18 protein-coding genes and 1 pseudogene are annotated in these 22,696 nt (G+C 76.1%); 9 read left to right on the top strand and 10 right to left on the bottom strand.

The annotated features are described in order from the left end of the window. Nucleotides 1–184: 184 nt before the first annotated feature. Together ACFXAM_RS17815 and ACFXAM_RS17810 are read right to left on the bottom strand one after the other, a co-directional pair. Nucleotides 185–1,585, bottom strand: coding sequence for a GntP family permease (locus ACFXAM_RS17815; RefSeq protein ID WP_380292211.1), 1,401 nt, complete (start codon nucleotides 1,583–1,585; stop codon nucleotides 185–187). Beyond that, a complete protein-coding gene (locus ACFXAM_RS17810) occupies nucleotides 1,582–2,136 on the bottom strand; it encodes a gluconokinase (protein ID WP_380292209.1) in 555 nt (184 codons plus the stop codon). The genes ACFXAM_RS17815 and ACFXAM_RS17810 overlap by 4 nt, the downstream gene beginning before the upstream one ends. 199 nt (nucleotides 2,137–2,335) lie before the next feature. On the opposite strand from ACFXAM_RS17810, the gene ACFXAM_RS17805 reads away from it, so the two are divergent. Both ACFXAM_RS17805 and ACFXAM_RS17800 read left to right on the top strand, forming a co-directional pair. Then, the gene (locus ACFXAM_RS17805; RefSeq protein WP_380292207.1) at nucleotides 2,336–3,031 is read left to right on the top strand and encodes a FadR/GntR family transcriptional regulator; all 696 of its coding nucleotides are present in this window, start codon (nucleotides 2,336–2,338) and stop codon (nucleotides 3,029–3,031) included. A 180-nt stretch (nucleotides 3,032–3,211) separates the two neighbouring features. Further along, entirely contained in the window at nucleotides 3,212–3,682 is a 471-nt protein-coding gene (locus ACFXAM_RS17800; RefSeq protein WP_380292205.1) for a hypothetical protein, read from the top strand. Here ACFXAM_RS17800 and ACFXAM_RS17795 read toward each other — a convergent pair. The 4 genes from ACFXAM_RS17795 to ACFXAM_RS17780 all read right to left on the bottom strand — a co-directional run bounded on the left by ACFXAM_RS17795 (nucleotide 3,658) and on the right by ACFXAM_RS17780 (nucleotide 11,589). After that, a complete protein-coding gene (locus ACFXAM_RS17795) occupies nucleotides 3,658–4,422 on the bottom strand; it encodes a metallophosphoesterase (RefSeq protein WP_380292203.1) in 765 nt (254 codons plus the stop codon). The genes ACFXAM_RS17800 and ACFXAM_RS17795 overlap by 25 nt on opposite strands. A 19-nt stretch (nucleotides 4,423–4,441) precedes the next feature. Then, the gene (locus ACFXAM_RS17790) at nucleotides 4,442–9,025 is read right to left on the bottom strand and encodes a hypothetical protein (RefSeq protein WP_380292201.1); all 4,584 of its coding nucleotides are present in this window, start codon (nucleotides 9,023–9,025) and stop codon (nucleotides 4,442–4,444) included. An 85-nt stretch (nucleotides 9,026–9,110) separates the two neighbouring features. Next, on the bottom strand, nucleotides 9,111–9,986 hold the full coding sequence (locus tag ACFXAM_RS17785; protein WP_380292199.1) for a hypothetical protein: 876 nt from the start codon (nucleotides 9,984–9,986) through the stop codon (nucleotides 9,111–9,113). A gap of 67 nt (nucleotides 9,987–10,053) precedes the next feature. Continuing rightward, complete coding sequence (locus ACFXAM_RS17780) at nucleotides 10,054–11,589, bottom strand: hypothetical protein (protein WP_380292217.1); 1,536 nt, start codon at nucleotides 11,587–11,589, stop codon at nucleotides 10,054–10,056. A 502-nt stretch (nucleotides 11,590–12,091) separates the two neighbouring features. Here ACFXAM_RS17780 and ACFXAM_RS17775 point away from each other — a divergent pair. The 3 genes from ACFXAM_RS17775 (at nucleotide 12,092) to ACFXAM_RS17765 (ending at nucleotide 14,769) form a co-directional block, all read left to right on the top strand. Continuing rightward, a complete protein-coding gene (locus tag ACFXAM_RS17775) occupies nucleotides 12,092–12,868 on the top strand; it encodes a LamB/YcsF family protein (RefSeq protein WP_380292197.1) in 777 nt (258 codons plus the stop codon). Beyond that, a complete protein-coding gene (gene pxpB, locus ACFXAM_RS17770) occupies nucleotides 12,865–13,506 on the top strand; it encodes a 5-oxoprolinase subunit PxpB (protein ID WP_380292195.1) in 642 nt (213 codons plus the stop codon). Before ACFXAM_RS17775 ends, pxpB begins: the two co-directional genes overlap by 4 nt. A gap of 384 nt (nucleotides 13,507–13,890) precedes the next feature. Beyond that, nucleotides 13,891–14,769, top strand: a complete 879-nt coding sequence (locus ACFXAM_RS17765) for a biotin-dependent carboxyltransferase family protein (protein WP_380292193.1) — start codon at nucleotides 13,891–13,893, stop codon at nucleotides 14,767–14,769. Nucleotides 14,770–15,401: 632 nt separating this feature from the next. Here ACFXAM_RS17765 and ACFXAM_RS17760 read toward each other — a convergent pair. Together ACFXAM_RS17760 and ACFXAM_RS17755 are read right to left on the bottom strand one after the other, a co-directional pair. Next, entirely contained in the window at nucleotides 15,402–16,334 is a 933-nt protein-coding gene (locus tag ACFXAM_RS17760) for an aminoglycoside phosphotransferase family protein (protein ID WP_380292191.1), read from the bottom strand. Between the two features lie 9 nt (nucleotides 16,335–16,343). After that, nucleotides 16,344–17,105 (bottom strand): alpha/beta fold hydrolase, encoded by a 762-nt coding sequence (locus ACFXAM_RS17755; RefSeq protein WP_380292189.1) that lies wholly within the window; start codon nucleotides 17,103–17,105, stop codon nucleotides 16,344–16,346. A 129-nt stretch (nucleotides 17,106–17,234) separates the two neighbouring features. Here ACFXAM_RS17755 and ACFXAM_RS17750 point away from each other — a divergent pair, with 129 nt between their 5' ends. Continuing rightward, nucleotides 17,235–17,768: a PadR family transcriptional regulator gene (locus tag ACFXAM_RS17750; RefSeq protein ID WP_380292187.1), complete on the top strand. Its 534-nt coding sequence runs from the start codon at nucleotides 17,235–17,237 to the stop codon at nucleotides 17,766–17,768. Between the two features lie 59 nt (nucleotides 17,769–17,827). Here ACFXAM_RS17750 and ACFXAM_RS17745 read toward each other — a convergent pair. Next, a pseudogene (locus ACFXAM_RS17745) lies at nucleotides 17,828–18,409 on the bottom strand (DUF4396 domain-containing protein); the annotation flags it as partial. 136 nt (nucleotides 18,410–18,545) lie between these two features. Here ACFXAM_RS17745 and ACFXAM_RS17740 point away from each other — a divergent pair. Both ACFXAM_RS17740 and ACFXAM_RS17735 read left to right on the top strand, forming a co-directional pair. Further along, nucleotides 18,546–19,277 (top strand): class I SAM-dependent methyltransferase, encoded by a 732-nt coding sequence (locus ACFXAM_RS17740; RefSeq protein ID WP_380292186.1) that lies wholly within the window; start codon nucleotides 18,546–18,548, stop codon nucleotides 19,275–19,277. 264 nt (nucleotides 19,278–19,541) lie between these two features. Next, nucleotides 19,542–20,387, top strand: coding sequence for an undecaprenyl-diphosphate phosphatase (locus ACFXAM_RS17735; RefSeq protein WP_380292215.1), 846 nt, complete (start codon nucleotides 19,542–19,544; stop codon nucleotides 20,385–20,387). A gap of 144 nt (nucleotides 20,388–20,531) precedes the next feature. Here the strand turns inward: ACFXAM_RS17735 and ACFXAM_RS17730 are convergent, their stop codons facing one another. Continuing rightward, on the bottom strand, nucleotides 20,532–22,046 hold the full coding sequence (locus ACFXAM_RS17730; protein ID WP_380292184.1) for a HEAT repeat domain-containing protein: 1,515 nt from the start codon (nucleotides 22,044–22,046) through the stop codon (nucleotides 20,532–20,534). Nucleotides 22,047–22,325: 279 nt separating this feature from the next. On the opposite strand from ACFXAM_RS17730, the gene ACFXAM_RS17725 reads away from it, so the two are divergent. Further along, nucleotides 22,326–22,679: a PAS domain-containing protein gene (locus ACFXAM_RS17725; protein WP_380292182.1), complete on the top strand. Its 354-nt coding sequence runs from the start codon at nucleotides 22,326–22,328 to the stop codon at nucleotides 22,677–22,679. Nucleotides 22,680–22,696: the final 17 nt, after the last annotated feature.

Below are 22,696 nucleotides of genomic sequence, written 5' to 3'. Positions count from 1 at the left end.
CCCCGGGGGGCGTGCGCGCCCGCGGGTGCCGGCCGGGGGGGGGTGCCGGGGGGCTGGCCCGCCCCCGGGCGGTGCGGCCCCCGGGGCCGACCCCCGCCGGGGCCCGGCCGGCCCCGCCGCCGGGAACGACGAACGGGCGGGCGCTCCCTCGGGGAGCGCCCGCCCGTTCCGCGTGCCGCGGGAGCTAGATCACCAGGCTGAGCGGCATGATCAGGGCGATCGCGACCACCGAGATCACCGTCTCCATCACCGACCAGGACTTGAGCGTCTGGCCGACGCTCATCCCGAAGTACTCCTTCACCAGCCAGAAGCCGGCGTCGTTGACGTGCGACAGGAACAGCGAGCCGGCGCCGATGGCCAGCACCAGCAGGGCCGCGTGGGTGGAGGACATGTCCGCCGCCAGCGGGCCGACGATGCCGGCCGCGGTGATGGTGGCGACCGTCGCCGAGCCGGTGGCGAGCCGGATCAGCACCGCGATCAGCCAGCCGAGCAGCAGCGCCGAGATGTGCCACTTGGACGACCACTCGCTGACCGCGTTGCCGACGCCCACGTCGATCAGGGTCTGCTTGAAGCCGCCGCCCGCGCCGACGATGAAGACGATGCCGGCGATCGGGCCGAGCGACTTGCCGACGGTGTCGGAGATCCGGGCCTTGTCGAACCCGGCGGCCCGGCCCAGGGTGATCATGCCGAGCAGGGTCGCGGCGAGCAGGGCGATCAGCGGGGAGCCGATGAAGTCGAAGACCCGCTGCGGCATCGCCTTGGGGTCGTCGATCACGACGTCCGCCAGTGCCTTGCCGAGCATCAGGATGACCGGCAGCAGGATGGTCACCAGCACGGCGCCGAAGGACGGGGTGTGCTCGCGCTCGGCCGTCTCCACCGGGGTGGCCGGCTTCGGGACCTCCAGCGGGCCGACCCAGCGCTCGGCGAAGCGGGCGAACACCGGACCGGCGACGATCAGCGTCGGGACGGCGATCAGCAGGCCGAGCGCCAGGGTGATGCCGAGGTCCGCCTTGAGGGCGTCGACGGCGACCAGCGGACCGGGGTGCGGGGGCACCAGGCCGTGCAGCACGGACAGGCCCGCCAGCGCCGGGATGCCGACGCGCATCAGCGGGACGTTGCCGCGGCGGGCGACGAGCAGCACGATCGGGATCAGCAGCACCACGCCGACCTCGAAGAACAGCGGCAGGCCGAGCACGGCGGCGATCAGCGCCATCGCCCAGGGCAGCGCCCGCGGGCCGGAGCGGGACAGCACGGTGTCCGCGATGATGTTGGCGCCGCCCGAGTCGGCGAGCAGCTTGCCGAGCATCGCGCCGAGGCCGATCAGCAGGCCGACGCCCGCGACGGTGGAGCCGAAGCCGGTGGAGAAGCTGGTGAGCAGCTTGTCGAACGGCGCGCCCGCGACGGCGGCCAGCAGGCCCGAGCCGAGGGTCAGGGCGAGGAACGGGTGCAGCTTGAGCTTGGTGATCAGCAGCACGATGGCGCCGATGCTGAGCAGCACCGCGATCAGCAGCTGGGTGTCGCTGCCGGTGTGCGGGAGGGCCGGTGGGGCGGCCGCGAGCACGGTGAGGGTGGGGGACGGGGTCACGCGAGGTCTCCATTGACGGGCCGCAGCAGGGCTACGGCCTTCTCGACGAGTTCTTCGGGGGTCGGCCCGACGTCCAGCACGGCGCCGCGCTCCTCCGGACCGAGGGGTTCCAGGGCGGCGTACTGGGAGCCGAGCAGCGACGGCGGCATGAAGTGGCCGCTGCGGTGGGCGAGCCGGTCCTCGACCAGCTCGGTCCGGCCGCTGAGGTGCAGGAACCAGGCGTCCGGGCAGGCCTCGCGCAGCAGGTCGCGGTAGCCGTGCTTGAGCGCCGAGCAGGTGACCACGCCTCCGCTGCCGGCCTCGGTGCGCTCCTTCAGCCAGGCGCCGATGGCGCGCAGCCAGGGCTCGCGGTCGCGGTCGTCCAGCGGGACGCCGGCCGACATCTTCGCGATGTTGGCCGGCGGGTGGAAGTCGTCCGCCTCCGCGAAGGGGAGTCCGAGCCGGTCGGCCAGCAGGCGGGCCAGGGTGGTCTTGCCGACACCCGAGACGCCCATCACCACGACGGTGAGGGGCGGGTGGGGGGTGTCGTGGTTCTCGACGCTGAGAGCCATGGGTGGTGCTCCTTCGTTGCCTGGCGCCACTATCGCCTCAAAGATATGACGTATTCAAGGGTCGGAAACCAAATCGTCATACTTTTATTCCGATCGCTCGGGGTCGGGACGGACCCCCGGATACCCGGCGGATCCGGACGCAACCGGGGGCGGCCGGGGTGGCGGCACCGGGCGGACCGGCGAGGTCTAGGCTGGCGGGATGGAGATCCAGGGGCTGCCCGGCCGACTGCTCGCGGAACTGGGGCCGGCCATCGCGTCCGGGGAGGTCCCCGAGGGCACGGTGCTGCGCGCCGAGGAGCTGGAGGAGCGGTTCGGGGTCTCCCGGACGGTGGTCCGCGAGGCGGTCCGGATCCTGGAGGGGATGCGCCTGGTGGCCTCCCGCCGCCGGGTCGGCATCACCGTGCAGCCCAGGGCCGACTGGGACGTCTTCGACCCGATGGTGATCCGCTGGCGGCTGGCCGGCGCCGACCGGCCCGCCCAGCTGCGCTCGCTCGGCTCGCTGCGGGTCGCCGTCGAACCGGCCGCCGCCGCGCTCGCGGCCCGGCACGCCACCGACGACGAGCGGCGCCGGCTCAGCGCGCTGGCGGTCGAGTTGACGATGACCGCGCGCGCCGCCGACCTGGACACCTTCCTGCGGCACGACATCGAGTTCCACGCCACCGTGCTGCGGGCCTCGCGCAACGAGATGTTCGCCCACCTGCGGGAGACCGTCGGCGCGGTGCTGACCGGCCGGACCGAGTACCATCTGATGCCCCATCAACCGGAGCCGTACGCGATCCGGCTGCACCGCGAGGTCGCCGAGGCGGTCTGCGCGGGGGACCCGGAGCGGGCCGAGCAGGCGATGCGGACCATCGTCGAGGGCGCCCTGGCCGAGCTGGACGAGCAACTCGGCTGACGGCGCCCGGAATTCGCCGGGACGTTCGACACGGTCCGGGCCGGATCACACGATTTGGTGTCGGTTTGGGGGATTCGCGCGCATGGTCCGGGTACGAGGGGGCAGAGTGGAGCGCGGGGGCGTAGACTCGGCGCCCGCCCCGCCCGTGTCCGCCACCCGTCCGCGCCTGGGGGTCGCCCGATGCCAACCGCCCGCCGTCGCCGCCGTCTTCCCGACGAGGTCCGCAGGGCCGTCGTCCGCGCGGTGCTCTGCCTCGCCTTCACCATGGTGGGCATCGTGGTGGCGACGCTGTCCTCGTACGCCGACAGCTGGCTGATGACGCCGGCCCTGATGGCGATGGGGGTGGGGGTGTTCGGAACGATGTGGTGCCTGCTGGAGATCCTGATCTCCCGCCAGGTCGCCGCGCAGCGGATGCGCGCGCCCAACTCGGCCTCGCCGATGGCGGGCAGCCGCGTGCCGACGGCCCGCCCGCAGCAGTACCCGCCGCGGCCCCAGCAGCAGTACCCGCCGCGGACCCAGCAGCCGCGCCCGCCCCACCAGCAGCAGTACCCGCCGCGCCCCCGCCCGCCGCAGCAGCCCTACCAGCCGCCGGCCGGGCCGCCCTACCCCGGCGGCCCGGCGCCGCGTCAGGCGGGGCTCACCACGCGGTAGTGGGTGGTGAGCCGGCCGTCGTCGTCCAGCAGGTGGAAGGCGATCAGCGGCGGCTGCTCGAAGGTGATCTCCGGCGTGCCCTCGAACGGCAGCGTGACCGTGGAGACCACGCCCGGCGCCACCAGCAGCGGCAGGCCCGCGAAACCGGTCGCCGCCCCGGTGTGCGCGTGGCCGCAGAGCAGCGCCCGCACCCGCGGGTGGCGGTCCAGCACCTCGGCCAGCCGGTCCTCGCCGAACTGCCGGATCGGGTCCACGTACGGCAGGTGCAGGATCACCGGCGGGTGGTGGAAGGCCACCACCGCCGGGCGGTCCGCCGGGCCTTCGGCGAGCGTGCGGTCCAGCCAGCCGAGGGTCTCCTCGTCCAGCAGGCCGTCGTGCCGGCCGGGGATCGAGGAGTCCAGCATCAGCACGTCCGCGCCGGGCAGCGCGTGCAGCCGGTTGACCGGCCCGCCGGACGGCGCCTCGCCGAGCAGCACCTCCCGGTACGGCTCGCGCACGTCGTGGTTGCCCGGGCAGAGCAGCACCGGGTGCCGGGAGGCCAGCACCTTGGCGACCTCCCGGTACTCGGCGGGCAGCCCGTGGTCGGCGAGGTCCCCGGTGACCAGCACCGCGTCCAGCAGGCCGGGCAGGGCGTCGAGGTACGCCACCACCTGCTCGGCCCGCCGCCGGGCGCGCTCCCCCGCGTCACCGTGGTGGTCCTGGCCCAGGTGGATGTCACTGAAGTGAGCGATCGTCAGCATGGACCCCACGCTACGGCGGTCACTGCGGGGCCGGAACCTCCGCCGGGCGCTTGAACATCCGGGTGGCCGTGATCTCGCCGTGGACGGCCGGGCCGTCCGGGTCCTGCGGGGCGGGCAGGCCCGGCCGCAGGTGCTCCTCCACCGAGATGTACTTGAGGCCGGCCCGCAGGTCGGCGTCGTTGCGCAGCCGGATGACCAGCGGGAACTCGGCGAGCGCGGTGGTGTCGAACAGACCGGTGGTGTAGATCAGCTGGACACCGAGGGCGTCCGCCACCGCGCGCTGGAGCTCCAGCAGGTAGGTGGCGTTGGCGCGGCCGATCGGGTTGTCCAGGAACAGCGTGCCCGCGTGCCGCAGCTGGGACTGGCCCCGGTCGTTGGCGCGCAGCGCGGCCATCGTGCAGTAGAGCGCGATGGCGGCGGTCAGCAGCTGGCCGCCGGAGAACACGTCGGACATCTGCCCGACGCTCACCCGCTCGGCGCGCAGCACCGCGTCCGGCTTGAGGATCTCGACCGTCACGCCCTTCGGACCGATCGCGGCGGCGACCCCGCGCAGCAGCAGCGACATGCCGTCGCGGCGCAGGTCGCTGTTCTTGCGGACGGCGGCGCGGGTGGCCTCGTCGATGACCTCGCCGAGGCGCTCGACCAGGCTCGCGTGGTCCGGGTCCTCGAAGCGGATCCGCAGGAACTCCTGGCCCGACCACTCCCCCAGGCCCTCGGGCAGCCGGGAGAGCCGCTGCGCCGCGCGCAGGGTGGTCAGCGAGGACTCGACCAGTCCGCGCAGCCGGTCGACGATCGAGCCGCGGTTGCGCTCCAGCTGGGCGAGTTCGTCGGTGAGCACCCGCAGCCGGGGCGCGAAGGCGGCGGCCCAGTTGGCGGCGTGGTCGGGCAGCGCGGAGGCGGGCAGCTCGCGGATCTGCTGGCGGGCCGGGGTGCGGACGACCTCGTAGCGGGCCGCGTTGGCGTGCCGGACCAGCGCGTCCGAGGCGTCCCGGACGGCGAGTTCGGCGGAGGACAGCTCGCCGGCGGCGGTGCGCAGGGCGCGGCGGGCCTCGGCGGCGGCGGTGCGGGCGTCGGCCAGCGAGCCGAGGTACGGCTCGGCCGGGGCCTCGGTGTCGTCCTGCTGCTCGCGCAGGCCGTCGCGCAGCTGGCCGGCGTGCTCGTCGAAGTCGGCGGCGGCGGCCTGGGCGATCTCGAAGGTGCGCTGGAGGTCGGCGTGCGCGGTACGGGCGGCGTCGACGGCCTCGCGGCGCTCGGCGAGCCGGCTGGTGGCGCTGCGCAGCAGGGTCTGCGCGTGCTCGGGGTCGGTGGGGACGAGATCCTCGGGCAGCTCGGTGTGCGCCTCGCCGTCGGCGGGGGCGGAGCGTTCGGCCTCGCCGCGCAGCCGGCCGAGCTGCTCGCTGGCGGCCGCGGCGCGGGCCTCGATGGTGGCGACGAGTTCCTCGGCGCGGGCGGCGGCGGCCTGGCGGGCCGGGCCGTCGGCGCCGTCGGGGCTGTTGAGCAGTTCCTCGGCGCGGGTGCGGACCTTGTTGGTGAGGCGGTCGAGTTCGGCCGCGGCGGCGGCCTCGTCGCCCTCGGCGCGGGCCTGTTCGGCGCGCAGGTCGGCGCCGACGCCGACCTTCTCGTAGAGCTGGGAGGCGGAGCGGTAGGCCTCGCGCAGGGCGGGCAGCGCCGCGGGGGCGGCCTCGGCGGGCTCGTCGGACTGCTCGGCGGCGGAGATCTCGGCGCGCTCGGCGCGCAGGGTGCGGGCGGTCCGGCGGGCATCGTCGGCGGCGCGCTGGGCGGCGCGGCGGTCCTCGTCGCAGGTCCGGGCGCGTTCGGCGCAGACGGCCTGGCGGCGGTCGCACTCGGCGGCGTCCTCGGCGAGTTCGCGCTGGCGCCGGCTCCAGTTGGCCCGCTCGCGCAGCCGGAAGGCGAGGCCGGAGAGGGCGTCGGCGCGGCGACGGGCGCGCTGGGCGACCTCCCGGTGCTCCTCGTGGGCCGAGGCGGCGGCGGCGTGGTCGGTCTCGGCCTCGTCGTGCTCGGCGCGCAGGGTGGCCAGGGCGGCGGCGGCCTGCTCGGCGTGCTCGCGGGCGGCCTCGGCGGCGCCGGCGAGTTCGGCGAGGGTGCCGGGCGGGCAGCTGGCGTGCCAGGAGGCGAGGCGGGCGGCGAGCGCGCGGTCGCCGCCGAGGCGGGCGGCGAGTTCGCGGATGTGCTCCTCGCGGGCGGTGGCGCGGGCGCGCAGTTCGCGGCGCTCGTCGTCGGCGGCGGACTCGTCGTGCATGGCCGGGTTCGGCGGCACCAGGAAGAACGCGGGTTCGTCGGTGATCGGGGCGATCAGCGAGGCGGCGGCGCCGACGGCGACGGTGGAGCGGGGCAGCAGGGCGGCGGCGCGCAGCGCCTCGCGGGCCCGGTCGAGGGACTGCGGGTCGGTGACGACGACGCCGTCGACGAGTTCGGGGCGGGCGGCGAGGATCGCCTCGTGGTCGGCCGGGTCGACGGACTGGGCGAGGTAGCGCCAGCCGGGCAGCGCGGGGATGCCGTGCTCGGCGAGGTACTCGACGGTGGCGAGGACGTCCGGGCCGGGCGGCAGCAGGCCGCCGTCGCCGAGCGCGGCCAGGATCCGGGAGTCGTCGGCGGCGGCGGTGCGCAGGTCGAACAGGGTGCGTTCGGCGGTGGCGATGGCCTCGTCGAGGAGTTCGCGCAGGTACTCGGCGTTGCGGTCGAGGACGGCGGGGGTGAGGAAGCCGGCGTCCTCCTCGGCGCCCGGTCCGTCCTCGCTCCAGTCGGTGGGCGCGGGGGTGAGCGAGAGCAGGTCGGCGAGCCGGGGCTCGGTGGCGAGCAGCGCGGCGGTGCGCTGCTCGGTGGCGAGCGCCCGGGCGGCGGACTTGCGGGCGTCGGTGGCGCGGGCGGCGGCGAGTTCGGCGCGGCCGGTGGCGGCGGCGGCCTCGCGCAGCCGGGCGGCGGCGGCCTCGGCGGCGGTGCGGGCCTGGCCGAGGGCGGCCGCGGCGGCCTTCTCGACGTCGGCGGCGTGCAGGGCGGCGCGGGCCGGGTCGACGTCGCCGTCGGTGTCGATGAAGCCGGCCTCGACGGCGGCGGCGGTCTCCTGCTCGACCTCGGCGAGGCGCTGGCGCAGGTGCTCGGCCTCGCTGCGGGCCTTCTGGCCGGCGGTGGCGGCCTCGGTGGCGTCGCTCTGGGCCTTGGAGCCGTCGGCCTGGAGTTCGGCGGCGCGCTGCTCCTCGGTGTCGGCGCGGTCCTCGGCGGCCGCGGCGGCGCCCTCCAGGGCGCGGGCGAGGGCGGTGGCGGCGCGGGCGCGGGCGGCGAGCGCGGGGGCGGCGTCCAGCTCGGCCTCGCGGATCGCAGCGGCGACCCGGCTCACCCGGTCGGCGGCGGCGCGGTGGCGCAGCACGGCCTCGGCGGCCTGCCAGGCGGAGTGCAGGGTGCGGGCGTCGGTGAGTTCGCGGCGCAGGGCGGCGGCCTCGGTGGTGGCGGCGGCCAGGGCCAGCGAGGCGTGCCGGTGGGTGAGTTCGGCGGCGATCAGGGTGTGGCGGGTGCGGTCGGTCTCGGCGGCGGTGACGGCGCTCGCGGCGGCGGCGACCTCGACGGCGAGGTCCTCGGCGCGGTCGCGTTCGGCGGCGGCGCGGGAGGCGAGGGCGTGGGCGAGCCGGCGGGTGCGGCGTTCGGCGGTGCGGTGGGCCTCGCGGACGGTCTCGCGGGCGGTGGTGGCCTCGGCGATCCGTTCCAGGAGTTCCAGGGAGCCGGCGGTGAAGTCGCGTTCGGCGGTGAGTTCGGAGCGCAGGCCGAGCTTCGCGGCGAAGCCGTGGACGAGGTCGGCGAGGCCGTCGGTGTCCCGGGTGTCGGTGACGGCGCGCAGCAGCAGGTCGGTGAAGTCCTTGTCCTGCTTGACCGCGAAGAGGCCGGCCGCCTCGCCCTCGTCGGCGTTCATCTCGCGCTGGTAGCGGAAGAGTTCGGGGTCGAGGCCGAGCTCGCCGAGGTGTTCGGTCCAGCGGTCGTGGCCGTCCTCGAAGACCAGGTCGAGGTGCGGGTGGGCCTTGCCGGCCTCGGTGAGGGCGTCGCGGAAGCCCTTCATGGTGCGGCGGCGGCCGCGGGCCTTCTGGTCGCCGGCCAGGCTGACCCGTTCGGCGACCGGCAGGGAGTCGAGGGTGAGGCCGGGGCCGGGGCGGAAGGAGTACCAGGTCTCGGCGAACTTGCGCGGGTCGGAGGAGACCTGACGGCCGCGCCACTCGCTGACCTTGCCGACCACGATCAGCTCACCGGTGACGGTGTGCTGCCACTCCAGGGCGACGTGGCCGCAGTCGTCGGCGAGCAGGAACTTGCGCAGCACGCCGGAGCTGGCGCCGCCGAGGGTGTTGCGGTGGCCGGGGAGCATGACCGAGAAGATCAGCTTGAGCAGGACGGACTTGCCGCCGCCGTTCTCCAGGAAGAGCACGCCGGCCGGGGCGGGGCGGCGGACCGGGCCGTCGCCCTCCTCGCCGAACAGGCCGATCTGCTGGGGCACCGGATCGGCGACGGGCTCGCCGACGCCGCGCAGGTCGAGCACCGTGTCGGCGTAGCGGGCGCCGGCCGGTCCGATCGAGTACAGGCGGACCCGGTTGAGCTCGTACATGTGCGGCGGTTCTCCAGGAGGCGGGTGGGTCGGAGGGGTGCGGGGGCGCCGGCAGGGCGCGGGGGCGCCGGCGGACGCGGTCCGGTCAGAGGGAGTGGAACGGCAGGCCGGCGTCGGCGACCAGGTCGTCCCCGGTGTCCGGGGGCAGCAGGGAGGCCGTGCCGTCGGAGACCGGGACCACGCCGAGGTCGAGCAGTTCGGCCATGGCGGCGGTGCCGGCCAGGTCGCGGACCTGGAGCTGGTAGCGGGCGGTGGTGCGGTAGGTGCCGCCGGCGTCGTCCGAGACCTTCTGCAGGAAGCCGGAGTCGACCAGGAACAGCACCGCCTTCGCCACGATGCCGATGGTGGAGCCGGAGAGCCGGCGGGCGTCCTTGGTGGCGCCGGTGGCGGTGCGCCGGGCCCAGACCCGCCAGGCGGCCTCCAGGCCGGGGGCGTCGCTCTGCGGGTCGGTGTTGTCGCCGTCGGCGGTGGCCTGCTCCTCCAGGCGGCGGCAGGCCTGGCGGACGAAGGAGTCGACGCCGTTGACGGTGATCCGGCCGAGGTAGCCGTCGTCGGCGAGGTCCTCCGGGCGGGGGAAGGCCATCGCGGCGACGGCCAGGTGGGCGAGGCCGTGCAGGAAGCGGTCGGTGGACTCGGAGGCGGCGCGGCGCGAGTAGTCGCCCATCCGGACGGCGAAGACGGAGTCCTCGGCGGCGGCGACGGCCATGCCGGCGCGCGGGGAGACCTCCAGGACGACCAGGCCCATGCCGGTGGCGACGGCGTCGGCGAGGCGGGCGAAGGGCGGGTCCTCGCGGTGGCGGCGGACCAGTTCGGCGTACTCGGCGTCGCGGGCGGGGAGCAGCTTGGCCTGGAGGCCGAAGGAGACCAGCCGGGCGGCGTCGGCGACGTCGGCCGGGGTGATCGGCGCGGGGGCGGCCGGTTCGGTCTCGGGTGCCCAGGACGTGTCGGTGTGGGTCGTCACGGGCGGTGCTCCTCGGGGGCGTTGCGGGGGGTGCGGGTGGGGGTGGTCGGGCCGGGGCGGCCGGGGGTCAGCCGGCGTCCTTGCGGTCGGCGGCCATGCCGGCGGCGTCGAGCAGGGCGCTGCCGACGATGAGGTCGGCGCCGCCGAACTCCGGGTCGCGCAGCGGGGTTCCGTCGTCGACGGCGAACAGCAGCCGTTCCTCGCCCTGCCGGTAGGCGGTGCCGACCGGCGGGCTGGCCGCGTGCACGGCCAGCAGGGCGACCAGGTACGGGAGTTCCGGGTCCTGCGTGCGGGCCTCGGCGAGCAGGCCGGAGAGCCGGCGGGGCGCGTCGGCGGGCAGGTCGAGCAGGTCGAGGGCCGCTTCCAGCTGGGCCTCGGAGAACCGGCTGTCGTCGGGGGTGGCGACGAGGTCCGGATCGGGCAGTTCGGCGCCGAGGTGCTCGCGCTCGACCGGCGGGGTGAGCAGCAGGTCCACCAGGTCGGCGACGCGGACCGAGACGGGGGTGCGCAGGCCGGTGCCGCGGGCGAAGAACGCGCCGGTGGGGTGGACGGCCTGCGCTATCGGCAGCCGCAGCACCGGGGCGAGCAGCTGGCCGTAGAGGTCGATGCCGCTGCTCGCGCCGGGGGTGGCGAAGGCCTGCCGGTCCTGTTCGGCGCGGAACAGCGGGCCGGCCTCCAGGAGGCGGGTCTGCAGCTGGGTGTGACGGCGGATGCAGTCCTTGACGATGTCGACCAGTTCGGCGGCGCGGCGCTTGTGCTCCGGCTCCTCGGCCTCGTCGCGGGCCTTGCGGATGTTGGTGAGGATCGCGTTCTCGTGCCGGTAGCGGTCGGCGATGTGGTCGAGCGCCTCGTCGATGAGGTCCGGGATGGCCCGCATCCAGTCGACGGCCCGCACATTGCGGCGGGTGGCCTCCAGGGCGCGGCGCAGCGTCTCGGCGTACTGGACGGTGCGGTAGCGGGCCTGCTCGGCGGCGAGCTGGGCGTCGGCCAGGCGGCCGCGCCGGATCAGCACCTCCAGCTTGACCTCGGCGGCGATCTGGGCCGAGGTGACGTCGGTGTCCAGGGCGCCGACCAGGACGTTGACCGCCTCGTCGGTGGTGCGCAGGTAGACGCCGCCGTCGGGGCCCGGGACCTCCTCGATCAGCTTGAAGTCGTAGTCGCGGCGGACGTACTCGCCCTCGGCGCTGAAGGTGCCGTAGACGGCGCGGAAACCGCGGTCGACGCTGCCGACGTTGATCAGCGACTCCAGCACCCAGCGGCCGACCCGCTGGTGCTCGGCGGCGGAGCGGCCGGGCGCCTGCGCGGCGACCCGGGGCAGCAGCCGGGCGAGCACCAGCTCGCGGTCGGCCCCGGTGTCGAAGTCCATGTTGAGGGTGACCAGGTCGATCGCGGCGAGCCCGACCTCGGCCATCGCGTAGCCGCCGTACTCGCCGGCCAGCATCACCTTGCGGCTGTCCAGGTCGTGCAGCGGGGCGGTGCAGGCCAGCGCCTTGAGCCGGCGGGCCAGGCCCTCGTCGGCGGCGGGGCCCGGCGCGGGCCGCGCGGCGGCGACGGCGGAGCCGGCGGGCGGCCGGGGGCCGTGCTCGGTGGGCTGGTCGGCGATGAGGGTCACGGGGGACAAGACTAGAGGCAGGGGCCGACATCGACCGAAACGGACCTTACGGACAGGTGGCCGGCGCCCGTTCGCGGCGGGTCGAACACGTGTACTCATGGGGCCGGGCTTCCCGGCGGCGGTGCGGGGCGGGCCCGGCCGGGGGCCGGTGCGCGACGTCCGGGCGGTCCGCCGGACGGGGCTCGCCCGTGCCGGGACCGCCCCGCCCGTGCCGGGATCGCCCCGCCCGCGCCAATCCGCGGGCCGCTGCGGGGAATCCCGCCCCATTGGCGGTTTGTCGACATGTCGTTCGGTGTGGCGGGCGTCGTCCCGCCGCCGATCGTGCCGCGCGCGCCGCGGCCGCTGGTCGGGCGGGCCGGGCGCCGTCCGGCCGCGACGGCCGGCCGACGGGCGGCACGACCCGCCCTCCGCAGCCGGACGGACCAGCGGCGCGGGGCGGGCCCCGGGCCAGGCCCTACCATCTGGCTCAACAGCTGCTGGAAGGCGGACCGGCGTGGCCGATGCGGTGATCGATCTCAATGCGGACCTCGGCGAGGGGTTCGGACGCTGGACGCTGACCGACGACGAGGCCCTGCTCTCCGTCGTCACCAGCGCCAACGTCGCCTGCGGCTTCCACGCCGGGGACCCCTCCACCATGCGCCGGGTCTGCGCGCTGGCCGCCGAGCGCGGCGTCCGGATCGGCGCCCAGGTCTCCTACCGGGACCTCGCGGGCTTCGGCCGCCGGGCGATGGACGTGCCGCCCGACGAACTGGCCGACGAGATCGCGTACCAGATCGGCGCCCTACAGGTCTTCGCCCGCGCCGCCGGCTCCCGGGTCTCCTACGTCAAGCCGCACGGCGCCCTCTACAACCGGGTCGTCGCCGACGCCGAGCAGGCGGAGGCGGTGGTCGCCGGGATCCTGCGCTCCGGCGCGGTCGGCGAGGGCCCGCTGCCGGTGCTCGGCCTGCCGTCCTCCCGGCTGCTGACGGTCGCCGCGGACGTCGGCCTGCCGGTGGTCACCGAGGCCTTCGCCGACCGCGCCTACACGTGGGCCGGCACGCTCGTGCCGCGCCGCGAACCCGACGCCGTCATCCACGACCCCGAGAAGGTCATCACCCGCGCCGTGGGCATCGCCCGCGACGGCTCGGTGGAGGCCGTCGGCGGCGAGCCGATCGCCGTCGAGGCGCGCTCGCTGTGCGTCCACGGCGACACCCCCGGCGCCGCCCAGCTCGCCTGGCGCATCCGCGGCGCACTCGCCTCGGCCGGTGTCCGGGTGGAGGCGTTCACATGACCGGGCCGGCCGCGGTCGTCCGCCCGGTGGGCGAGCACGCGCTGCTGGTGGAGCTCACGGACACCGCCGCGGTCACCGCCTTCTACGGCTGGCTGCGCGCACGGCAGGCGTCCGGCGAACTGCCGCCCGTCGGGGAGATCGTGCCCGCCGCCCGGACCGTCCTGCTGGACGGCGTGGCGGACGTCGACGCGCTGGCCCGGGTGCTGCGGGCGGCCCGCCCGGGCCCGGCGTCCGCCGCCTCCGGCCCGCTCGTCGAGGTGCCGACCGTCTACGACGGCGCCGACCTCCCCGAGGTCGCCCGCCTCTGGGGCGTCTCCCCCGAGGCGGCCGTCCGGATCCATGCGGAACCCGAGTACGTCGTGGCGTTCTGCGGCTTCGCACCCGGCTTCGGGTACCTCACCGGCCTGCCCGCGCGGTACGAGGTGCCGCGCCGCGCCACCCCGCGCAGCAGCGTCCCGGCGGGCTCGGTGGCCCTGGCCGGCCCCTACACCGGCGTCTACCCGCACCCTTCCCCCGGCGGCTGGCAACTCCTCGGCCGCACCGCCCTCCCCCTCTGGGACGCCACCCGCACCCCGCCCGCCCTCCTCGCCCCGGGCACCCGCGTCCGCTTCACCCCGCTCCGGGGGGACACCCCGTGACGGACGCGGCGGGCCGCCGCAGCCGCCGCCCGGCGGCCGGGCCGGCCGCGTGCACCGGCCGTCGCGCGGCGAGGACAGCCCGGCCCGACGACGCGGCGCCCGCACGGCGGCAGGACGGGACCGGCACGACGCCGCCGACGGCCGCGGCGGGAGCCCGCCGGCCGCCCGCGCGCGAGATCCTCCCGGAGGGGCGCGGCGATGGACGCGGTGATCGTGGAAGCGGCCGAGGGCGCACGTCGAACCGGCACGGCGAGCGGCCGACCGCGACGGCGGCCGTCGACCGCGCCGCACCCGCCCCGGGAACGGACGGCCGGAGGAGCGGCATGACGCACGCCACGACGCGGACCGCCGCCCACCCCACCCACCGACCGCCGGAGGCACCACATGCCTGACGCGATGACCGTGGTCCGGTCCGGACCGTTGAGCACGGTGCAGGACCTGGGACGACACGGAGTCGCACATCTCGGAGTGCCACGCGCAGGCGCACTGGACCAACCCGCCCTGCAAGCCGGCAACCGACTCGTGGGCAACGAACCCGACGCCGCCGCCGTCGAGACCACGCTGGGCGGGATCACCGTGCGCGCGCTGCGGCCGCTGCTGGTCGCGGTGACCGGGGCGCCGTCGCCGGTGCGGGTGGACGGCCGGCCCGCCGCCTGGGGCGCGCCGGTGCTGGTGCCCGCCGGGGCGGTGCTGGACGTCGGTGCCGCGGCCGCCGGGGTGCGCGCCTATCTGGCGGTGGCCGGCGGGATCGCCGTGCCGCCCGTGCTCGGCAGCCGCTCGGCCGACCTGCTCTCCGGGCTCGGCCCGGCCCCGCTGGCCGACGGCGACCGCCTGCCGGTCGGCCCGCGCCCGCCGCTCGGGCCCGCGCCCGAACTGGTCCCGCTGCCCGCTCCCCCGGCCGAGCTGGTGCTGCGGCTGCGGCTCGGCCCGCGCGCCGACTGGTTCGCCCCGGACACGGCGGACCGGCTCGCGCGCACGCGCCTGCGGGTCGCCGCCGCGAGCAACCGGATCGCGCTGCGCACCGAGGGCCCCGCGCTCGACCGCGCCCGGGAGGGCGAACTGCCCAGCGAGGGCATGGTGCTGGGGGCCGTGCAGGTGCCGCCGGACGGCCTGCCGGTGGTCTTCCTGGCCGACCATCCGACCACCGGCGGCTACCCGGTGGTCGGGGTCGTGCCGCCTGCCGACCTGCCCGCCGCCGCACAGGCCCGCCCGGGCACGCCGCTGCGCTTCGTCGTCCTCCCGGGCCGCCCCGCCGCCCGCTGACGGCCGGGCCGGCCACGGCGGCGACGGCCGTCCGGGAGCGCGGCACCGCGCCGGGCGTGCCGGTCCGGTCCCGACCCGGCACGCCCGACCGGTGACCCGCCGATGATCGTGAACGCGGAACGGAGTGGTCGGCCCGGCCGCCCGCTCCGCCGCGCCCCTGGCGACGGCATGCGGACCGGAGGGCGGATTTCGGGCCGGCCGGAGGCTCCGGGGCGTTTCTGCTCCAGGTCGACGTGAGGTACGACGACCCGGACGCGGTCGGGCTGCGCCGGGCCTGGCTGCGTCCCGGGCCGCGGTGGAGCGGGCGGCCGGCCGACGACGATCAACGGGCCCGCCGGGGACGGCGGACTCGTCACCGCGGCCGTCTGCGGCGAGGTCGTCGCCGTGGGATCGACGGGTGACCGGATCACGGCGCTGCTCGCGGTCCCGAACCCGCACCGGGCGGGCACCCCTCCGGCGCCGCGTCGGATTCATGCTCCGGGACGGCGCCCTCCCGGGCGTCGGAGCCGGCGCCGTGAGGACCTGGCCCGCACGGGACCGGCGCCGCCCGCAACCGGGTGCCCGCCGCATCGTCCGGCGGGCCACCGGCACAGGCCACCGGCACAAGTCACCGGAACGGGCCCCGGGGCGGCCTACCGCCCCGACAGGGCCGAGGCGACGGCCCGTTGGTGGCCGTCGATGACCGACGCGCCGTCCTCGACGTCCCAGAGGACGTTCTGCAGGACCCGGGCGAGGGTCCAGCGGACGGCGCGGGCGCGGTCCAGGGCGAGGCGGTCGGTCATCAGGTCGAAGCGGCGGCGCAGGGCGCGCGGGAGGTCGCCGGTGGCGGTGAGGTCGGACCGGCGGTTCTGCAGGGCCGGCAGGAGCTCGAACCCCGGGTCGCCGGCGAGGGGTTTGGGGTCGATGGCCAGCCAGGGGGCGCGGGCGCCGGGGGCGGGCGGGGCGAGCACGTTGCCGTAGTGCAGGTCCCAGTGGAGCAGACGGTCGCCGGGTTCGGGCCGGACCTCGCGCAGGGCGGCCGCGAGGTCGGCGAGCAGCCGGCGGTCCCCCTCACCGGCCAGCCGCTCGCGCGCCCGCGGGACCTCCGCCAGCATGGCGTCCGCGACGGCCGCCAGGGTCCGCACACCCTCCGGGGCCTGATGCTGCGTCAATTCCGCCAGCAGTTCGGCGAGGACACCGGTGGCGGCGAGGTGGTCGGGGACGGCGAACAGGGAGCGCGCGGGATCGAGGCGCTCCAGCAGCAGGGAGCCGGTGGCCGGGTCGTGGTCGAGCAGCCGGACGGCGCCCCGGCCGTCCCAGGCGCGCAGGGCGAGCGGTTCGCCGGCCGTCTCCTCGTCCACGGGCTGGAGCTTGAGCACGGCGCCGGTACCGTCGGCCCGCCGGACGGGCAGCACCAGGCCGACCACGCCGTGCGCGGGCGCGCCGTCGATCCGCAGCTCCCACCGATCGGCCAACTCCGAAGCCAGCGCGGGCAGTCGGCGGACCCAGGCCCGCCCCTGCGCCCCGAAGAGGTCGACGAGGGAGGCGGCCAGCGCTTCGGGGACCCGGATCGGCACGACGGACACGGGACGACCCTACGCCAGCGCGGCGGCGACGGCCCGCGCGAAGCCCTCCGGATTGTCGATCATGATGTTGTGCCCGCAGTCCGGCACCGCCTCCAGCACCACACCCGCCGCGCGGAGCCGCTCCGCGCCGGGCAGTTCGCCGTCGGCCCCGGGGTGGAGGAAGGTGCGCGGCAGGTCCAGGCCGTGGAGCTGCTCGCGCAGGGGCGGCACGGTCGCCCGGCAGCGGTGGACGGCGCTGCGGTGGAGCGCCTCGGGACCGGCGAGCCGCATGGTGGCCCACCAGAACGGGCCCGCCCACTGCTCGACCTGCTCCCGGCCGCCGGCCAGGAACTCCTCCTCGGTGAAGGTGGCGATGCCGCTGCTGCCCGGGCCCCGGCTCGGGGTGACCGGGTCGATGACGGCGTCGACCAGCACCAGCCGGGTGACCAGCCCGGGGTGCCGGTGGGCCAGCGCGATCGCGACCGCGCCGCCCAGGCTGTGGCCGATCACCTCCACCCGCGCCGCCCCCGCCGCGCGGACGGCCGCGGCGACGGCGTCGGCGTGCGCCTCCAGGGTGTAGGGGAAGTCGGCGGGCCGGTCGCTGATGCCGAAGCCGAGCAGGTCGAGCAGCAGCGAGCGGTGACCGGTGAGCAGCGGGTGGGCGGCGGCCGCGGCGTAGTAGACCGGCGAGCTGGCGCCGAGGCCGTGCAGGTAGAGGCGGACGGGCTCGCGGCCGGGGATCTCCACCCAGCGGATCCGGTCGCCGTTCGGGGTGACGGTGGCGTCGCGCACGGTCGTGCTCCTCCTGTGGTCGTCGGGGGTGGCGCCGGGGCTGCCCCGGGGCGCCGCGAAAGACCATACCTCGACTCCGAGGTATCTCAACAGCGAGATATCAGCCCTCGAATCTGAGAGAGTGGGCCCATGCTGAAGCTCGCGATCCTCGGGTTCCTCCACGACCGGCCCCTGCACGGCTACGAGCTGCGGCGCCACCTCGCCGCGCTCACCGGCCACGTGCGGCCGATCAGCGACGGCACGCTCTACCCGGCGATCAAGCGGCTGGAGGCCGACGGCCTGCTGGTGCGCGCCACCGAGCCCGGCGCGGCGGCCGCGCCCCGGCACACCCTGCGACTCACCGACGCCGGGCGGGCCGCCCTGCTCGACCGGCTGCGCACCCCGGACGACCTGGACGTCAGCGACGAGAACCGCTGGTTCACCGTGCTCGCCTTCCTGCGTCACCTCGACGGCGAACCGGCCGCGCAGGCCGCCGTGCTCCGGCGCCGCCTCGCCTTCCTGGACGAGCCGGCCAGCTTCTTCTACGACGGCGACCGGCCGGTGGACGCCGAGGAGGTGGCCGATCCGTTCCGCCGCGGCATGCTGCTGATCGCCCGTGCGACCACCACCGCCGAACGGGACTGGCTGCGCGCCACCCTCACGGAGCTCGACCGCACGGCCTGAGCGCGCACCGCCCGGGCACCCCCGGCCGGGCACACGCCCACCGGGCGCACGCCGGAAACGCCGCGGCCCTTGCCGATCATCCACTTGTTGACCGGCACGGTCAGGACGAAGGCCAGCGCGAGCGAACCGGCCAGCGCCAGCCAGAACAGGATGTCGGCGAGGCCCGCGTCCATCGCGCCGGGCACGGTCATCATCACGGTGTTGTCGATGATCTCCATGACGATGATCGAGACGGTGTCGGCGGCCAGCGCGACCTTGACGGCGGTGCGGACGTCGAGGCCGGCCTTGAGCACGCCGCGCATGGTCAGCGCGTAGCCGAAGACGAAGGCCAGCAGGACCGAGAGCACCACGGTGGTGCCGTTGCCCAGCCCGAAGGCGGTGCCGAGCACCATGCCGAGGATCTCGCCGATGGCGCAGCCGGTGAGGCAGTGCAGGGTCGCCTGCGCCGCAGCCGCCCAGGTCACCGCCCCGCCGCCGTGACCGTGGTGGCCACCGTGCCCGTGGTGCGCGTGCTGCTCGTGGTGCTCCGCGTGACCGGCGTGGTCCCGGTGCTCGCCGTGGTGCTCGCCGTGGTGCTCGTGGTGGCCCTGGTGCTCGTGGCCGGCGTGCTGCTGGTGGTCGTGCTGGGCGGGGTGTGCCATGTCGTCCTCCACGTGCTCGTTGCCTCGGTCGTGCTGCCCGGTTCGTCGATGACTCTATACCCCCCTGGGGTATCTGCCAAGCATGGATCCCCACGCCCTCTTCCCACCTCGCGCCCACCGTGTTCGGATGGTTCGCATGGCTGACGAAGGACACGACGAGGGACACCGCGAAGGACACGAGGAGTTCCGCGAGGGGTACCGGGGCACCGGCCCCGGCGCGATCACCCCGGACGGCTGCGCGGTCGACATGTACGCGCGGCTGCCGGTCAACGACGAGCCCGAGGTGATCGCCGGCGCCGTCCCGCCCGGTGCCAGCCTGCTCGAACTCGGCTGCGGCGTGGGCCGGATGACCCGCCCGCTCGTGGACCTGGGCTTCCGGGTGACGGCGGTGGACGAGTCCGCCGAGATGCTGGCGCGAGTGCGCGGGGCGCGCACCGTGCGCAGCCCGATCGAGCGCCTCGACCTCGGCGAGCGCTTCGACGTCGTCCTGCTCGCCTCCTTCCTGGTGCACGCCGGCAGCCTGGACGTCCGCCGGGGCCTGCTGGACGCCTGCCGCCGGCACGTCGCCGAGGACGGCTGCGTGCTGATCCAGCGCGAGGGCGAGGACTGGCAGACCAACGTGCCGCGCGAACGCCCGCTGGGCGAGGACGGGCTGGTGCGGGTGGCGTCGGCCACACCGGTGTCCGAGGGCGTCAACCGGGTGCACGTCGAGTACGAGTTCCCGGACGCGCGGTGGACCCAGACCTTCCTGTCCCGCCCGATGGACCGGGCGGAGTTCGAACAGGCGCTGGCCGAGGCCGGGCTGGCGGTCGACGCCTACCTGACCGAGGACCGGATCTGGGTGCGGGCCCGGCCGGTGGCCGCCTGACCGGTACGGGACGGCCGCGGCCGGCGGTCGCGGGAACGGCCCCCGAGGGTGGGGGCGCGCGACAGGCCGTCACCTGAACGGCGTAGCATCAGGCGGACGCCGGGCCCGCGCGCGGCCCGAGCGCCGGGCGGGACCGGTGGTTCGCCTGCCATCGGGCCGCGCCACTGGACCGCGCCGGCCGGTTCGCAGGGCCGTTCCCGCACCGACCAACAAGGAACGCTTCATGCGCATCGAGCGACGGATACCCCGGGCGGGTGTCCGGTGATCGAATGGTTCCACGGGGCCGTCCTCGGCCTGATCCAGGGACTCACCGAGTTCCTGCCGATCTCCTCCAGCGCCCACCTCCGGGTCTTCCCCGCCCTGATGGGCTGGAAGGACCCGGGCGCGGCGTTCACCGCGGTGACCCAGCTCGGCACCGAGACCGCGGTGCTGATCTACTTCCGTCGCGACATCGCCTCGATCGTGAAGACCTGGACGCTCTCGCTGTTCCGGCCCGCGCTCCGCTCGCACCAGGACGCCCGGATGGGCTGGTTCGTGATCATGGGGACCCTGCCGATCGGCATCCTGGGCAAGCTGTTCCAGGACACCATCGAGCAGGACCTGCGCGACCTGCGGATCATCGGCACCACGCTGATCCTGTTCGGCGTGATCCTCGCGGTCGCCGACCGCACCCGGGCCGTGCGCTACGCCAAGCCGATCACCGAGCTGACCCTGCCGCACGCGGCCGGCTACGGCATGGCCCAGGCGCTCGCGCTCATCCCGGGCGTGTCGCGCTCCGGCGGCACGATCAGCGCGGGCCTGCTGCTCGGCTACAGCCGCGAGGCGGCGGCCCGGTACTCGTTCCTGCTGGCGATCCCGGCGGTGCTGGCCTCCGGCGTGCTGGAGCTGTTCAAGATCGGCGAGGGGCCCGCGCCGGCCTGGGGGCCGACCCTCCTGGCCACCGCGATCGCCTTCGTGGTCGGGTACGCGGCGATCTCCTGGTTCCTCAAGTACATCTCGAACAACAGCTTCATGCCGTTCGTGATCTACCGCATCGCGCTCGGCATCCTGATCATCGTCCTGGTCTCGGTCGGCACCCTGGCGCCGGACGCCGGCGTGGTCGCCAAGTAGCGGCGAACGAGAACGGCGTTCCACAGCGAAGCGGGCCGGTCCACCCCCGGGGGTGGACCGGCCCGCTTCGTCGTCCTCGAAGGCGGCCGCGAACCTCGGCGACCGCGGACCCTCGGCGACCGCGGACCCGGCGGCCGCGCCCCCTCAGCGGCGGCGCTCCCGGGCGGCGGTCAGCCGGCCCCGGACGGCGGCGTGGACCTCGGCCTCCTCGGCCGGATCGGCGGCGAGGCGGCGCAGGCGCTCCAGCACACGGGCGTCACCGGTGGTGGCGACGTGCCTCGCGGCGAGCTCCCTGGTCGATTCCTCGCAGTCCCAGAGGCACTCGACGGCGGGCCCCTCGGGGAAGTGCACGTCGGTCGCGGCGAGCGCCCGGGCGGCGCGGCCGCGCAGTTCCGAGGAGACGGCCTCCCCGTAGATGTGGCGCAGGACCGGGACGGCATCGGCGGCGGCCAGCCGCCCCGCGCCGTCGACCAGCGTCCCGAGCCCGGCGTCGGCCCCGGACACCCCGTGCAGCGAGACCCAGCGGCGCAGCCCGGCCACCACCAGCGGGCCGTCGGCCGGCTCCCCGGCGTCGGCCAGCAGCCGGACGGCGGCCTCGCCGAGGGCGCTGTCGGCGCCGCCGGTGGCCGGATCGGCCCAGCGGCGGGCCTGGGCCAGCGCCTCCGGGCCGCGCATCCGGCCGAGCAGTTCCAGGGCGAACCGGACCATCCGGTCGTCCACGTCGGCGGCGGCCAGCTCGATCAGGCCGGCCGCGGCCGGGTCGCGCTGGTCGACGAGGTAGCGCAGGGCGGCCCGGCGGGCGCCCGGCAGGCCGGTGCGGGCGGCCTCCAGGACGGCGCAGCGGTCCTCGGCGCGCACCACGGCGGCCAGGCAGCGGGCGGCCGCGGCGGCGCGGCGGTCCACCCCGTCGGGGCGGGCCGGTGAGCCGCTGTCGCAGGAGGCCTCCGGGCGGGCCGGGCCGCCGGCGAAGGCCCCGGCGCCGAGGCCGCCGAGGTCGCCCTGATCGGCCCAGGCCAGGACGTCGGCGGTGGACCAGCCGGGGGTGACGCCGCTGCGGTTCAGCTGGCGCTGCCACAGGTCGAAGGGGGACTGCTCGCTCGCCGCCGCGACTCTCGGGTGGTAGGCGGCCCAGAGCCGCCAGGGCCGGGGCTCGTAGGCGCCGCGGATGGTCTCGCGCAGCTCGGCGTCGCCCTCGGGGCCCGGCGGGAAGCGGTCCAGCACGGCGGTGCCGAGCAGCAGCAGGCCGCGGTCGTCGTCGCGCAGCGCGAGCTCGTCCAGCGCCCAGGCCCAGTTGGTGCCGGTGGCGGCGTACTCGCGGAGCATGAGGAGGGCGTCCCGGCGGCCGTACGCGGCGAGGTGGCCGAGGACGGAGAGCGCGAGGCCGGTGCGGGCCTCGTCCTCGTCGAGGAGGTCCTCCGGGGAGTGGAGGTGGTCCTCGATGCCGTCCAGCGACGCCTCCAGCTCCATGTAGAGGCGCGCGTAGTAGAGGGAGCGGTTCTCGACCTGCCAGTCGGCTCGCGGATCCCTGGTGACGCACTCCTCCAACGCGGTGATGGCCTCGGTGCGGTCGGCGGCCAGCGCATGGAGCTGCCCGTCACCGCGACCTCGCTGCAGGAGGCCGAGGAGGCTGGCACTGGGTGCTATCACTGGCTCGAACATGAGGTCAGCATCCGTTGCGGCGGTCGTAGTGGCAACGGGATTTCCGTCGCCGGGGTCTCTGGTCGGTACTGCGCGGGCGCCCGGGCGCCGGAATCACCGAAGGTTACCGCCTCGGACAGCCCGTCGCACACAGGGCGACGGACGCTTTGTGCGCACTGGCATATGCCGGGGGCCCTTTGTCGGCGTTCTGTCCAAATCGCGGACGGCTGTCGGACCGCTGTGCGACAGTCGTTCCCACACCCGCCGGCCGACCGCCGCGAACGGACGAGTGGACCTGCCATGCCCATGACACCGACGCCCGGCCGCGACACGGTCGCCGCGGCCGAATGGGATCTGCGCACCGACGACGTGCGCTGGTCCGCCGAGGCCTACCCACTGCTCGGCTGCGACCCCGGCCACGGCCCGCTCAGCCTCGACCGGCTGCCGGACCGGCTGGCCGAGGCGGACCGGCCGCAGCTGCGCCGGATGATGACCGACGCGCTGGTGCACGGCCGGTACGCCGTCGGCACCCTCCGTGTCCGCCACCCCGGCGGCGGACACGGCACGGTGGAGTGCGCCGGCGAACCCGTCCTGGGCACCGACGGCACCGTCACCGCCCTGCGCATGCTGCTGCGCCCGGCGGACCCCGACTAGCGGACGGCTGCCGGACG

It is taken from the genome of Kitasatospora sp. NPDC059462, assembly GCF_042749955.1.
GTDB lineage: Bacteria > Actinomycetota > Actinomycetes > Streptomycetales > Streptomycetaceae > Kitasatospora.
This window is presented reverse-complemented; position numbering and strand designations above follow the sequence as displayed.